This is a genomic window from Rossellomorea sp. NPDC077527 (genome assembly GCF_044542955.1).
Lineage (GTDB): Bacteria > Bacillota > Bacilli > Bacillales > Bacillaceae_B > Rossellomorea > Rossellomorea aquimaris_E.
In genome coordinates this window covers 555,128-569,377 of record NZ_JBITVL010000001.1, presented here as the reverse complement: position 1 = coordinate 569,377, position 14,250 = coordinate 555,128, and the positions used below count along the sequence as shown (strand labels likewise).

Below are 14,250 nucleotides of genomic sequence, written 5' to 3'. Positions count from 1 at the left end.
CTGAACAAATTGCTAACTACATTCATAAAAGAAAGAGTGATTCAAAACTTAGCCAATAATCCGTTTTCTTTTGTTCCATAGATTCATTTTTTTTACGAAGCAAGTGACGAATTCTATTTTCTGAGGGAAGCAGTAGAACCGTCCCCATGCTCCCACAAATAACAAAAGCGAGCTCACCCCTCATCAGGACAAGCTCGCTTCATCATTTAAAGAGCATCATACCACTCATCAGAAACCGGCTCCAGCCACTCAGGCGTTCCGGCCGTGATGGCCACATGCGAGAACCAACTGTCCTTCGTCGCCCCGTGCCAGTGCTTGACCCCATCATGGGTGACAATGACATCGCCGGCTTTCAAGAACTGAGCTTCTTTCCCTTCTTCCTGGTACCAGCCTTCTCCCCCAGTGACCAGCAGCACCTGATAGCCATCGCGATGAACGTGCCAATTGTTTCGGCACCCAGGTTCGAACGTGACGTTGCCGATCCCGACACTCACCTTGGGATCAAACACCAAGCCATTCAAATAACTCTGCCCAATAAAATACTGCGCAAAGGCTTCATTCTTCTCTCCAACAGGGAACAAGCCCCCTTCTTGCAACTCTTCATGTTTTGCCATAAGAAAATCCCCCTCCTATTATTTTTTGCTAAAGACCGGGAAGAAATTATGCTCCCCGTAGCTTTCAAGACTTTCCACCTGCTTCAATGCTTCCATGTCGCGATCGCTGATGACGAAATCAAGCTCGGCGTTATTCTTCATATGAACCGGATTCGCCGTCTTCGGAATGACCACAAGTCCAAGCTGGATGTCATAACGCAGGCAAAGCTGGGCCACACTCACTCCGTATTGATCTGCGATTGCCTTTACTTCTTCGTGATCGAGTACGGCTCCATGGCCAATCGGAGAATAAGCTTCCACGAGGATGTCATTCTGCTGACAGAATTCGATGAGCTCCGTCGGTGTATGGCTTACATGGGCCAGAATCTGATTGACCATCGGCTTGATCTTCGAATGCTCGAGTATGTTCTCAACATCATCCTGAAGGAAGTTGGACAAACCAATCGCCTTCACCTTCCCGGCTTCATACGCATCCTCCAGTGCCTTCCATACGTTTCTGTTTTCTTCAAAATAACGATTCTCTTCACGGAATTCCACCCACGGCTGCGGGCTATGAACGATCATCAGATCGATATAGTCCATCCCAAGCTTGTCTAATGACGCATCAATCGATGCTGCGACTGCTTCATACGTCTTCACCTCTCCGGCTACCTTTGATGTGACGAAGATCTCTTCTCTCGCCACTCCACTCAAGCGGATTCCTTCTCCGACGCCTGCTTCGTTTTCATACGCCTGGGCCGTATCGATGTGGCGATACCCAATGGAGATCGCCTCCTGAACCGCCTTGGATACTTGCTCGTCATCCAGAAGCCAAGTCCCAAGACCAAGCATCGGAATTTCGACTCCGTTTGATAATCTGCTTTTTTCGTTAAACATGTAATCGTCTCCCTTCTTTAAAATGCGAAATCGTATATTGATACGATACCGCAAATCTGTGTATAATATAAAACGACATAGAGAGATCTTCAATGATCAAAACCCCTTGATCTGTGCGTTTCCGCACAAAGAAGACCATATTGTACGAAATCTTTAAAGGAGTCACAGATCCATGACTAAGATTGACCGCAGGGTACAAAAAACACAAGAAGCCATCAAGCAGGCATTCATACAATTGATGTCGGAGAAAGGATTTGACCATATCACCATCCAGGACATCTCCGACCGGGCCAACGTCGGCCGCAGAACCATCTACGACCACTACCTCGACAAATTCGATATCCTGGATCGCCTTATCGAAGAGCATATCCATGAGCTCAGGAAACTATGCCGGGAAGCGGCCGATCTGAGCTTCGAGGAAGGCAACTTGATCTGGTTCGATTATTTTCAGCAAAACGAAGCCTTTTTCACGACCATCCTATCGAGCAAAGGCGCACCCACATTCCGTACGAGCTTCCTCGCTTTCGTCATTGAAGAATTGGAGGCGGACGTCGATACCACCGAAGGAATCAATCAAGGTTTGAGCCAAGAGCTTGTGCTCAAATTTTTTGGAGCCGCTATCGTTGAAATTGTTGAAGCATGGATTACGGGGGGACTCTCTGAACCTGCAGTGGTTGTGGCGAGGCAGATGGGGAGTTTGTTGGATCGAAATTTATGAGGAGCCGAGGGGACAGATTCCTCGGATTTTTTATTCAGAATCAAGAAAAAAGCCACGGTACCTGTCCCCGTGGCTTTCTTAATCTAAAGGATTATGCAAAATCATATCAATATGAGGAATTCCATCATCCAGATAGGTTTCCGTTACCGCCTTGAATCCAAATGACCCATAGAACTCCCTTAAATATTCCTGAGCCTGGATCTTCACGGTTTGTCCCCCCCACTCATCATGAATGAAAGCCAATCCTCTTTTCACTAACTCGCTTGCGAACCCTCTCCCACGATAGGCTTCCTTCACGAGGACTCTTCCAATGGACGGTTCTTTGTATGAAACGCCTGCAGGCAAGAGTCTGGCATAGGCAACCACCTCACCATTTTCTTTTTTATAAAGATGATGGGCGTGCAGATCTTTCCCGTCGACTTCCAGGTAGGGACATTCCTGTTCCACTACAAAGACCCCGGTCCTTACTTGTAACATTTCGTATAGCTCGTGGGTTGATAGTTCATTAAAGCTTTTCACCTTCCAGCTCATGACATAGGACACCTCTTCTGTATAGTTTCGAAAGTCACTGGGCTTATTATAGCAGTTTGCGGGGGTTAACCGAGAACGATCTACATCCTGGGACGAAACAATAAAAAGGTGCCTGATCATTAATTGATCGGGCACCTTTCCCTTTAAAATTTATGGTTCTTTTAAGGTAGGTATAAGTCCTACACTGCTATAATTACTATGTGGACCATCGAAGGAAATCATGAAGTTTTTTAAAAAGTCCGTTAACGCTCCAGAAAATATTTAAGATCTTCATTCCAAAAAAGCCTCCTCCTCCTTTTCTCATGTTAAAGAGGACATGTTACCTATAAAAGAAACAGGACTTTCTCATCAATTATTTAATAATTAAAAATATTTAGTTATTTTCGACACAATTCGTGCTATTATGACATTATTAAATAATGGAAAGGGGGTAAAATAATGGATATTTTCTTAGCTGTTCTGAATTTTGCTGCTAAAGCACTTCCACTCGTTATTGATTTGATCAAAGCATTATCTTAACATTCATGAACTCATACTTATCTGACAAACACCGCTCCTCTAGCCAGGAACGGTGTTTTCTGTTCTTCCCTATCACTCCACTTCAACAACCACACACCCATAAGAATCTCCATCCTCTATCTTCTGATTGGCCTCCGCAACCCGATCCAACGTATACGTTCCGGCAATACGATGCTGCAGACGATTATTCTCGAGAGCAGTTGTAATATCCTTGATAGCCGCCTGCTTCGCACTTTCCGGCATGGCATACACAATAATCAAGCGCAGTGTTAAATCCATAAACATCATTTCTTTAAAAGGCAATGTAGGTTCGGGTATAACCGTAGAGGAGTACGTCGCAATCACTCCCCCAATCCGGATCAACTGCAATACTCTCGGTAAATTGGCTCCAAATTCAACATCGATCACTCGATCCACCTTGACTCCGCCGGTAATTTTGAGCACCTCATCGACCATTCCGTCACTTCGATGATTGACTACATAATCCGCTCCTGCCTCCAAACAATGCTCACGAGCTATCTCGTTACTCGCTGTCGCAATCACCTTTGCACCTGCCTCTTTAGCCCATTGAATCGCATAGTGACCAACCCGACCGGCACCACCTGTGATCAACAACCATAGCCCTTCAACCGGCCCATCAGAGAAGACACTGCGATGCGCAGTCATGACTGGAATCCCTAAACAAGCCCCTTCCGCAAAGCTTGTGTTTTCCGGAAGAGAAACGGCACGATTACTTTCAATAGCTACGTACTCTGCGGCAGTGCCATGAAGTCGTCCATATTGAGCCTGGTACACCCAAACCCGTTCACCTATACGGGAATGAGGGACACCCGCCCCTACCGCTTCTATGATTCCTGCGCCATCACTATTGGGGATGACAGCACCATGATCAAGTAAATCCGGGAATGATGCAAGGCGCTTCTTCGTATCGGAAGGATTGACACCCGATGTGTGTATACGAATCAGAACTTCTCCATGTGATGGGACAGGAGTTTCTACCTCCCCTACTTGAAGAACTTCTGATGCTGGACCAAATTGAGTAAACCACGCTGCTTTCATAGATAACTTCCTCCTTCTTAACTATTCTTTTATCTTCACCACTACTAAGGTTGTTATATACGTTTTCAGAAGTATAGGGACGGACCTTGATCTTCCTTTTACTTCTCAATTCCCTTTGCCGAAACGAAGAAACCTCTCCATTTTTCACCATTTACCCCTGAGCCAATGGACCTGTCCCTATGGCTCACTCTACCACCTTAAGATAATAAAAAAAGCCTAGGGGCAATCCCCAAGACTGAGTTAAGCGTTAAGCTAATGACTTTCTTCTCTTATGACATATTGACAAATATCCATTTCCGCCTCTAAATCGTTCACGATAAATGATAGCATAGACGAAGAAAAATGCATGCCAGGAACATCGTCTTCATAAACCTTAATGACAATGGTCCATCTACATCCAAGCTTACCAGCTCGTTTAATCTCAATGATTTTTTCTTTCTTATCATGAAGGATGTCCTTCATTTTAACCAAAGCATCATTGATGTCTAGTGATGGAGCATATCCTGTTTCGATCTCCCAGCATCCCTCTACTCTTGTCATCGTTCCCTTTTCTTTAATGAGATCACCTTTTTTATAATGTAAAGAAGGTACCAACTCAAGAGACTCTGTAATATCATCTGGATTTAATTCATCACCATATAGGCAAAATTCCACATTAATTTCCGTATTCATTTATCTTACCCCTTTCTACATTACTTAATGAAGTCATCCCCAGCTTGATGCTAGAACCTTTCCCTTCAAAAAGAATTACATGCAGATACTAACCATGCAATCACGCAGTAAAATAGGAACCCTATTGTCCTCACCCACTTAACCTTCGATCAATTGTTGTACAGAACCTTATTATTATAATGTCCGTAAGTTAAACCAACCTTAAATAATCCTTAAATGAACCATAAATATGTTCATCCACCTTTATACGGCTGGCAGACACTCTTATCAATTCCCACCCTGCAATGAAACAACAAAACGGTGCCTGACCTTCTACTGATCAGGCACCGTTCCTATTTCTTAACTCTTTTCATTCACTCCCTAAAATTTATGGTTCATTTAAGTTATGCGTAACGGAAGATGCTAATTACCTTTTTAATAGTTTTCAAAATTAGAACCATCCTCAACCAGTGGACCTGTCCCTCTGGCTCAATCACTCTCCTTCGTAATCCCCCCGACACCCCAATACTTATGAGGGATTGGCTGCACAATCACCCGAACCTGTTCAGGTTTAACTCCGAGTGTTTCAACAGCAGTTTGAGTGATTCCAGCGACTAAATCCTTTATCTTCTCATCACTCCGCCCTTCAAGCACCTGTACTTGAATAATTGGCATCGAACCATCACCTCTTTGGTAAACATTCAGGTGGTGACACAGGCACCACCCTCAGCTATTAGAATCCTAATAATCTTGGAATGAACAATGTGGTCTGTTCCCAGTAAGTAACGATCAATAGCATTCCAATACCTAATAGGAGCATTGGCGTAACCGCTTTGATTAAGCTTTCAAACCTTACTTCGGCTATTGAGGATACGATGAATAATCCTGTTCCAACCGGTGGTGTCAGGAGACCAATCGTCAGGTTAATACAAATGATCACACCGAAATGAATCGGGTCGATTTGAAACCCGCTCACCAGCGGCATAAATACCGGCACCAGGATAATCAGCGCAGCAATGCCATCCAACAATGTGCCGATGATTAACAAGAAGAGATTGACCAACAGCAGAAATACAAACGGATTATCAGAGATGGACAACATTGAATTGGCAATCATTTGCGGAATCTGTTCAAACGCTATCAGCCAGCCAAACAAGTTCGCCATTGCGATCAAGAATGTCACCGTAGCTGTTCCAATTACAGTGTTAATCAATATCTTCGGCAAGCTTTTCCACTTCAATTCTCTGTAAAAAAACATCCCCACCACAAAAGCAATAACACTCGCTACCGCAGCAGACTCGGTTGCAGTAAAGGCCCCGCTCAGGATCCCGGCAATGATGACAAAGGGAACCAAAATAGCCGGCAATACTTTTACAAAGGAATTCCAAATAAGCCCAAAACTTGCTCTTTCACTACGAGGAAAATTATGTTTATAACCTAAATAGGCGATCAATCCAATAAAACCTATTCCGAAAATCGTTCCTGGAATGATCCCTGCCATAAATAGCCCGCCAATGGACGTCCCCGACAAGGTTCCATAAATGATAAAAATCATGCTTGGTGGAATAATGGGCGCAACAATGGAGGATGCAAGCGTCAATGCAGAAGAGAATTCACGGGTGTACCCTTCTTTCTCCATTTCGGGGACCATGACCTTACTCATCATCGCTGCCTGGGCATTGGCAGAACCCAGGATCGAAGCTAGGAACATATTCGCAATGACTGTAACATAGGCGAGTCCCCCACGAACATGTCCGACAAGCACCCTTGCAAAGACAACAAGCTTGTTCGTGATTCCCCCGCTATTCATCAACTCCCCGGTAAGCATGAACAATGGAATCGCAAGCAATCCGAAATTCTCCATGCCTGAATATAGCCTTTGTGGTGTTGATTCTAGCAACATGGTATTACCTGTTACTAAAAAATATACAACGGTCGTCATCCCCAGCACCAAGGCGATAGGAATCCCCATCAATAAAAATACGACAAAAGCCAATATGACAAGCAGCATCATTATTCTTCACTCTCCTTTGCGGCAGCTTGGAGATTATGGACCATTTCACTTTCAATACGTTGATTCTTTATAATCTCAAGCATATTGCTTAGTAAATGAATGGAAGCAAATAGCAGACCGACCGGCAGAATCGCATATGGAATCACCATAGGTAGCAATATTGCGCTCGATTTTTGGATTGCGACGGTAGGTGAAGTAATCCATGAAAAACAATAGAATAATAGAATGGCCATGAACAAGAGCATAAAAATATGTGCTGAAATCGCCACCCATTTATTTACCTTAGCAGGAAGATAATCCGTGATGAGCGTCATGGATGCCTGTGTCTTATACTTAAGACCAAGGCTCCCTCCTATGAACGTTATGTAGATTAGAATAAAAACCGATACTTCCCCTGCCCAGAATAGGGGTTCATTGAACACATATCTAAAAACCACTGCAGCCGCGACAATGACAGCCATTGCAAACATTAGGATAATAGCCAGTTTCTTTTCGAAACTGGCTACCATATTGCTGATGTATTTCACGCATTTCCCTCCATTAGGTTATTTGCGGAATGTATCGATGAATTCCTGAATCAGTGGATCAGTTGGTCCATACTTTTCATCGAATTGCTTGATATAAGGATCGAATAACGTTTGGTCAATTTCATAGATTTTCATCCCTGCATCACTAAGAGTCTTTTTGAATTCCTCTTCTTGTCCGGAACGGGTTTTTACTGCATACTCTGCAGCAGCCTTAATGGATTCATCAATAATCTTTTTATCACTATCAGACATTTTTTCATATTCTTCTTTGTTCATCATGGCAACTGCCGGCCATACCATGTGATTCGTCACCGCCCCATACTTGGCAACTTCATAGTATTTATTGGTGATGGAAGCGTCCAGGTCCATATCCATCCCATCGATGACACCAGTCTGGGTGGCAGCGTATACTTCGGGCAAAGGTAATGATTCAGGTGAAGCTCCCATTGATTTGTAAAAATCCTGAAGCGGCGGGCTAGGTGTTACACGGAAGGAAAGACCCTTCAAGTCTTCAGGCTTCTTGACTTCCTTATCCTTGAACAGCATGACCCGGTTCCCTGCAAAAAGGTAATCCAAACCTTGTAGTCCCTGGTCATCCAGTGTTGCAAGAATCTTCTTCGCGACTTCTGAATCACGTGCAGCATTCGCAGCTTCCAAATCTTTAAAAGCATATGGAGCGAACCATGCCGTAAATGCAGGAGCACGAGAGCTCATATAGGCAGCCGTTATGAATCCGAAGTCTACAGAACCTGAAGAAATTTGCTGTACCATATCTGCTTCTGTACCAAGCTGGCTCGCTGGATAAATCTCAAGTTGCATTCTTCCATCGGAACGCTTATCCAATTCTTCTTTGAATTTCTCTGCAGCCTTATGCCACATATGATCTGTTGGGGTAATGTGTGCCAGCTTGAATGTATACTTCTCACCAGATTCAGATCCAGATGCAGGCTTTGCATCGGTGTCATTGCCGCAGGCAGCAGCCGTCAGCACCAGCAAAAAAGTTACGAATGTCAGCCCTAGTTTCCTTAAACCCATCATTTCTTGCACCCCTTTTATCTCCTTTTTGAAAACGCTTCCGTAAAATTTCCCAAAGCTGTCTCTACCTGTGATTATAGTCACTTTCTCCTACACAATGTGTAAAGTACTTAACATAGAAAAAGAAATTCATCTATATATTTTGAATATTCTAAAATATAGAGACAGACACTTAGTCACAGGAACTAAGTGCTGGATTTGCAAGAAAAAGTGACACTGCCAAGCTCTGCGAATTGGACCAAAATCGTATCATTAGGTTCGAAGCTGATCGCTTCGGAAACGGCCCCACTCAGTATGACGTCTCCCTTTTTAATTCCCTTACCAACTTCACCAAGCTTGTTGACTGCCCATGCAACCGAAGTTGCCGGATGCCCCAGTACCGCTGCACTCGACCCGGTTTGGAGAACCTCTCCGTTTTTCGACATCACCATTCCGAGCTGCCCCAAGTCCAGATCCTTTGGAGACATCCACTTGCTGCCGATGAGGAATTTTGAGGAAGAACAGTTATCTGCGATGACATCAGCCAGAGTGAACTTAAAGTTTAAATAGCGGCTGTCGATAATTTCAATTGCCGGAGCGACAAATTTAGTCACTCTCAGTACATCCTCAGCCGTAACATTTGTCCCTTCCAAATCCTCTTCGATAAAAAAAGCAATCTCTGGCTCTGCTTTCGGGTGGATAAAATCGTTAAAATCGAGGGGTTCCCACTCCAATGCGAGCATGTCATCGGTCAAGTATCCATAAATTGCTTCATGGACCCCCATCATTTGCTGTTTTGCCTTGCTCGTCAAACCCAGTTTCAATCCGATTTTTCTAGCGCCTTCCTTCTCGCGTCTCTCGATCAATTTTTCTTGGATTAAATAAGCATCATCAAAACTCAATTCCGGATAACGGTCGGTTACTTTTACCACTTCACGACATTCTTTTTCTGCGGAATATAAGTATTCTACGATTTCCAGGTCGACTCCCTTTGTAATCGCCATCCTTTACACCTCCAGCTTTCGTGCTTTTGCCAATTCGGCAGCAACATCAAGGATCATATCCTCCTGGCCGCCTACAACTTTCCTTTTGCCTAACTCTATTAAAATATCTCTTGAATCAATACCAAATCTCTGGCCGGCCCGTTCAGCATGCAGCAGGAAGCTGGAATACACCCCGGCATATCCCAAAACCAGGCTGCCTCTGTTAATTTCCTGAGGCCTTGGAATCATTGGCCCAACCGTATTTTCAGCCAAATCCATCATTTTATAAATATCGATCCCTACGTCCATACCCATTCGGTCCAATACGGACAATAAAACTTCAGTTTGAGCGTTCCCCGCACCGGCACCCAGACACCTGACACTTCCATCGATTCTCGTAGCACCTTCTTCAATAGCAGCCAGTGTATTTGAAACGGCCAATGAGAGATTATTATGAGCATGGAAACCTACTTCAATAGACAATGTCTCTCTTAGTGCTGCGATTCTCTCTTTTACTTCATGGGGCAAAAGGGCTCCTGCAGAATCAGTCACATATACTGCCTGAGCTCCATAGCTTTCCATCAGTATCGCCTGCTCGACCAATTTTTCAGTCGGAGCCATATGGGCCATCATCAGAAATCCAAGTGTCTCCATTCCAAGCTCCCGCGCCATACTGATATGCTGGGCCGAAACGTCAGCTTCTGTCACATGTGTGGCTACCCGGACCAGACCGGCCCCTAGCTGATGTGCCTGCTTTAGCTCATGTACTGTACCGATTCCAGGTATAAGAAGCACAGCGACCTTTGAGTTTTTACATTCATCGACAGCTGCTTCGATCAGTTCCATCTCATCAACGAGGGACTTTCCATACTGCAGCGTCGAGCCTCCTATTCCATCGCCATGGCTCACTTCAATGAAGTGCATTCCTGCATCATCAAGTTCGCGGGTGACACGTCGCACCTGTTCTTTTGTATATTGATGCTGCATGACATGGCTCCCGTCACGCAGGCAAACTTCCGTAATCTTGATAGGCTTATCACTTTTGCGATTCAAAAAAATTCACCTAGCCTTTCGATTTGACACTCTGTTTATCAAGTATATGGATCGCAAAATCCTCAGCAACCCGGGTCGCCGCAGCCGTCATGATATCAAGGTTTCCTGCATACACCGGGAAATAGTCCCCCGCACCTTCGACCTCAATGAAAACCGTCACTTTGTTTCCATCAAATAAGGGATCCTGTTTGAGGCGATATCCAGGAACATATTGCTTCACCGTTTCGACCATATGCTCAATCGATTTTGTAACCGCACCTTCATCCATATTTTTCACTTCACAATAAATGGTGTCACGCATCAAAATCGGGGGCTCTGCGGGATTGAGAATAATCAGGGCCTTCCCCTTGTCGGCACCGCCCACTACTTCAATTCCCCGGCGGGTTGTAATCGTGAATTCATCAATGTTTGCGCGCGTGCCAGGTCCTGCACTCTTGGACGAAATCGTTGCTACAATCTCCGCATAACTTACATCGGCGACCGAGTTAATCGCATGGACAATTGGAATCGTCGCCTGACCTCCACAAGTAATCATATTGACGTTCTTTTCATCGAGGTAATGTTCATTTTTGACGGCTGGTGAGACAAATGGGCCTCTAGCTGCCGGAGTCAGATCAATGGCAAGCTTCCCCAATTCAGCGAGTACCTGAGCATGTCTTACATGGGTCTTTGCAGATGTAGCATCAAACACGATGTCTGCGATTTCAGGATGATCCTTTAATGCCTGGATGCCATTATCGAAGGCAAGATAGCCCCGTTCCTTCGCACGCTTCAAACCATCGGACTCGGGATCGATTCCAATCATCGCCTTGAGTTCGATGACTTTACTCCGTTCAAGTTTATACATTAGATCAGTTCCGATATTTCCAGAACCAATGATTGCTGCTTTGATTTTTGCCAATTCTTCCACTCCTCTATTCAAAAGTGACTGACACAGATCCGATCGGACCGAATTGAGCTGTAACTGTATCTCCTTCAGCTACTGTAATCGCCGCAGAAAGTGCCCCCGGCAAAATCAGTTCTCCAGCCTTAAGGGTAATTCCGAATTCATGAAGCTTATTTGCCAGCCAGGCAATCGCATGTGCCGGATGGCCAAGAGCAGCAGCACCTGAACCTGTCGCAATCATTTCACCATTCTTGGATAAAATCATCCCAATACTGCGAAGGTCGATTCCGGTGATGTCTGTCATTTGCTCTCCAACCACAACCATCGCCGATGATCCATTATCAGCAACCGTATCAACAAGACCGATTTTCCAATCAGCAATCCGGCTGTCGATAATCTCAAGGGTCGGTACCACGTAATCCGTTGCCATCAACACATCCAGAAAAGTAACATTCGGACCTTCTAAGTCTTCGCTTAATACAAAGCCGATTTCCGCCTCAATTTTAGGAATGAGGAAGTTGGACATCTTTACTGTTCCGCCATTTTCTACTTTCATATCATCCAGCAAATGACCATAATCAGGCTCATCCACTCCAAGCATTCTTTGCATCGCGACACTGGTCAGGCCAACTTTTTTGCCAATGACCGTGCGGCCTCCTTTAAGCTTTCTCTTTATGACCTCCAGCTGAACGTGGTAGGCGTCCGTTACATTAAGATTCGTAAATTGTGAAGTTAACGGTGATACCGCTTCTTTGCTTTTTTCCGCCTCTAAAAGCGTATGAGCAATGTTTTCGATCGACGCATTCATCGATTCACCCTCCTTTTCTACCATTTATTATTTTCTATCATGCTATGCGCTTCCTTCTATAGCTTCATGGTGATCGTCTTTGCTTCGGTATAAAACTCGAAGCTGTGCCTGCCGCCTTCACGTCCTATGCCGCTCGCTTTCGATCCGCCAAACGGTGTGCGCAAGTCGCGGTAATACCAGCAATTGATCCACAGCAGGCCAGTATTTACATTAGCTGCTACACGATGGGCACGGCGCAGATCATTTGTCCACACGACGCCAGCCAGACCGTACATGGAATCATTGGCCATTTGTACGGCATCTTCTTCCGTTTTAAAAGGAATGACAGTCAATACAGGGCCGAAGATCTCTTCCTGGGCGACACGCATTTTATTGTCTACATCATACAGAACAGTAGGTTCATAGAAATTGCCTTCTCCAAGGGAGGTAATAGTCTTTCCGCCAGTTGCCAGCTTTGCACCTTCTTGCAGACCGACTTGCACATATCCATCAACTGTCTCGAGATGTCCCTTTGAAACAAGAGCACCCATATCTGTATCCTCATCAAGTGGATTACCGACTTTGATGGCACGTGCTGCTTCCACGAACTTCTCCAAAAATTGATCGTAAATGCTTTCCTGGACAAGCAGACGTGATCCCGCCAGACAAATCTCACCCTGATTTCTGAAAATGGCTTCAATCGACCCGGCAACCGCTTCGTCCAAATCAGCATCTTCGAACACGATATTCGCGGACTTTCCGCCTAGCTCCAGAGAAACCGGAATCAGCTGAGATGCGGCATTCTGCATCACCGTGCGGCCAGTCGTGCTATCACCGACAAATGAAATTCGTCTTACGGATGGATTTCTAGTCAATTCTGTTCCGACTGTCCCTCCAGGACCCGTGATAATATTCAACACCCCTGGCGGCAGCCCTGCCTCATTGGCAATTTCCCCGAGCATCACTGCGCTTAATGGAGTATAAGAAGCTGGCTTTACTACCACTGTATTGCCTGCAGCCATTGCCGCCGATGCCTTCCATGTCATTTGCATGAATGGGAGATTCCATGGAATGATCAGGCTTGTCACACCAGCGGGAGCATATTTTGAATAAGACATGTATCGTGCCTGGTCATAATGCTCATGGTTTATGTAGTTAGCCATTTCAGCAAAGAAGCGCAAATTCGCAGCTGCCCGGGGAATATCAAACCCCCGGCTCTCCTTAATCGGCTTCCCTACATCGAGGGTTTCAACCAGTGCCAATTCATCCACCTTTTCCATGACCAGGTCAGACATTCTGCACAATATCTTTGACCTTTCAGCAACCGGCATCTTGCTCCAAACACCACTTTCGAACGTCTTTTGTGCTGCATCAATCGCGAGTTTAGCATCCTCAACACCAGCTTTAGCAACCGAAGCGAGCTTTCGATTGGTCGAAGGATCAATCGTATCAAAGGTTTCACACGACATCGCATCACGGTATTCACCATCAATAAAGAGTTTGGCATCTTTTACTTTTTGTGGTTGAGTCAGTTTCATCCTAAATCACCCTCCTCATCCTCGACTTCAACAATCATTTCAACCTCGACGGCATTGTTAAGGGGCAGCTGCGCCATGCCTACAGCAGAACGGCCATGCTTCCCGCACTCCCCAAACACCTGCACGAGCAGATCCGAGGCGCCATTCAAGACCTTCGGCTGATCAGTAAAGTCAGGGGTGCTGTTCACGAAACCAAGCACTTTTACAACCCGCTTCACTTTGCTTAACTCACCCAGTTCCTGCTTGAGAACGGTCAAAAGGTTCAGCATGCATTGTTTCGCTGCATCATAGCCGATTTCAACCGAAACATCCTCCCCAAGTCGTCCCCGGTATTCATTCGTTCCCTGGCCGGATGTGAATATCAGATTGCCGGTCCTTACACAGCTTACATAGTTCCCTGCTGCAGGGCGAGGAGCCGGCAAGTTCAGGCCAAGTTCCTTCAAGCGTTCTTCAGGTGTCACCTTTACCTGTTTCATCAAA

General features: G+C 45.2%; 16 protein-coding genes. 1 reads left to right on the top strand and 15 read right to left on the bottom strand.

From position 1 onward, the window contains the following. Positions 1 to 206: 206 nt before the first annotated feature. Together ACIGG7_RS02815 and ACIGG7_RS02810 are read right to left on the bottom strand one after the other, a co-directional pair. On the bottom strand, positions 207 to 614 hold the full coding sequence (locus ACIGG7_RS02815) for a cupin domain-containing protein (RefSeq protein ID WP_397548718.1): 408 nt from the start codon (positions 612 to 614) through the stop codon (positions 207 to 209). An 18-nt stretch (positions 615 to 632) separates the two neighbouring features. Then, positions 633 to 1,490, bottom strand: coding sequence for an aldo/keto reductase (locus ACIGG7_RS02810; protein WP_397548717.1), 858 nt, complete (start codon positions 1,488 to 1,490; stop codon positions 633 to 635). Positions 1,491 to 1,662: 172 nt separating this feature from the next. Between ACIGG7_RS02810 and ACIGG7_RS02805 the strand changes: the two genes are divergently transcribed. Then, a complete protein-coding gene (locus tag ACIGG7_RS02805; RefSeq protein ID WP_397548716.1) occupies positions 1,663 to 2,208 on the top strand; it encodes a TetR/AcrR family transcriptional regulator in 546 nt (181 codons plus the stop codon). 78 nt (positions 2,209 to 2,286) lie between these two features. Here ACIGG7_RS02805 and ACIGG7_RS02800 read toward each other — a convergent pair whose 3' ends face one another. The 13 genes from ACIGG7_RS02800 to ACIGG7_RS02740 form a co-directional block, all read right to left on the bottom strand. Beyond that, positions 2,287 to 2,739 carry a GNAT family N-acetyltransferase gene (locus ACIGG7_RS02800; RefSeq protein WP_397548715.1) on the bottom strand — a complete coding sequence of 151 codons (453 nt, stop codon included), beginning with the start codon at positions 2,737 to 2,739 and terminating at the stop codon, positions 2,287 to 2,289. A gap of 591 nt (positions 2,740 to 3,330) precedes the next feature. Continuing rightward, complete coding sequence (locus tag ACIGG7_RS02795) at positions 3,331 to 4,317, bottom strand: NADPH:quinone reductase (protein WP_397548714.1); 987 nt, start codon at positions 4,315 to 4,317, stop codon at positions 3,331 to 3,333. Positions 4,318 to 4,569: 252 nt separating this feature from the next. After that, complete coding sequence (locus ACIGG7_RS02790) at positions 4,570 to 4,989, bottom strand: DUF4279 domain-containing protein (RefSeq protein ID WP_397548713.1); 420 nt, start codon at positions 4,987 to 4,989, stop codon at positions 4,570 to 4,572. 468 nt (positions 4,990 to 5,457) lie between these two features. Continuing rightward, positions 5,458 to 5,643 (bottom strand): 2-hydroxymuconate tautomerase family protein, encoded by a 186-nt coding sequence (locus ACIGG7_RS02785; protein ID WP_034761828.1) that lies wholly within the window; start codon positions 5,641 to 5,643, stop codon positions 5,458 to 5,460. A 58-nt stretch (positions 5,644 to 5,701) separates the two neighbouring features. Next, positions 5,702 to 6,982: a TRAP transporter large permease gene (locus tag ACIGG7_RS02780; RefSeq protein ID WP_397548712.1), complete on the bottom strand. Its 1,281-nt coding sequence runs from the start codon at positions 6,980 to 6,982 to the stop codon at positions 5,702 to 5,704. Then, a complete protein-coding gene (locus tag ACIGG7_RS02775; RefSeq protein ID WP_397548711.1) occupies positions 6,982 to 7,509 on the bottom strand; it encodes a TRAP transporter small permease in 528 nt (175 codons plus the stop codon). Before ACIGG7_RS02775 ends, ACIGG7_RS02780 begins: the two co-directional genes overlap by 1 nt. A gap of 18 nt (positions 7,510 to 7,527) precedes the next feature. Continuing rightward, entirely contained in the window at positions 7,528 to 8,547 is a 1,020-nt protein-coding gene (locus ACIGG7_RS02770) for a TRAP transporter substrate-binding protein (protein WP_397549083.1), read from the bottom strand. Positions 8,548 to 8,729: 182 nt separating this feature from the next. Beyond that, positions 8,730 to 9,527, bottom strand: coding sequence for a 2-keto-4-pentenoate hydratase (locus ACIGG7_RS02765; RefSeq protein ID WP_397548710.1), 798 nt, complete (start codon positions 9,525 to 9,527; stop codon positions 8,730 to 8,732). A gap of 3 nt (positions 9,528 to 9,530) precedes the next feature. Then, entirely contained in the window at positions 9,531 to 10,559 is a 1,029-nt protein-coding gene (gene dmpG / locus ACIGG7_RS02760; protein ID WP_397548709.1) for a 4-hydroxy-2-oxovalerate aldolase, read from the bottom strand. A gap of 10 nt (positions 10,560 to 10,569) precedes the next feature. Beyond that, positions 10,570 to 11,460, bottom strand: coding sequence for an acetaldehyde dehydrogenase (acetylating) (locus tag ACIGG7_RS02755; protein ID WP_397548708.1), 891 nt, complete (start codon positions 11,458 to 11,460; stop codon positions 10,570 to 10,572). Between the two features lie 13 nt (positions 11,461 to 11,473). Then, entirely contained in the window at positions 11,474 to 12,253 is a 780-nt protein-coding gene (locus ACIGG7_RS02750) for a 2-keto-4-pentenoate hydratase (protein ID WP_397548707.1), read from the bottom strand. Positions 12,254 to 12,309: 56 nt separating this feature from the next. Then, positions 12,310 to 13,770: an aldehyde dehydrogenase gene (locus ACIGG7_RS02745; RefSeq protein WP_397548706.1), complete on the bottom strand. Its 1,461-nt coding sequence runs from the start codon at positions 13,768 to 13,770 to the stop codon at positions 12,310 to 12,312. Next, positions 13,767 to 14,246, bottom strand: a complete 480-nt coding sequence (locus ACIGG7_RS02740; RefSeq protein ID WP_397548705.1) for a RidA family protein — start codon at positions 14,244 to 14,246, stop codon at positions 13,767 to 13,769. The genes ACIGG7_RS02745 and ACIGG7_RS02740 overlap by 4 nt, the downstream gene beginning before the upstream one ends. Positions 14,247 to 14,250: the final 4 nt, after the last annotated feature.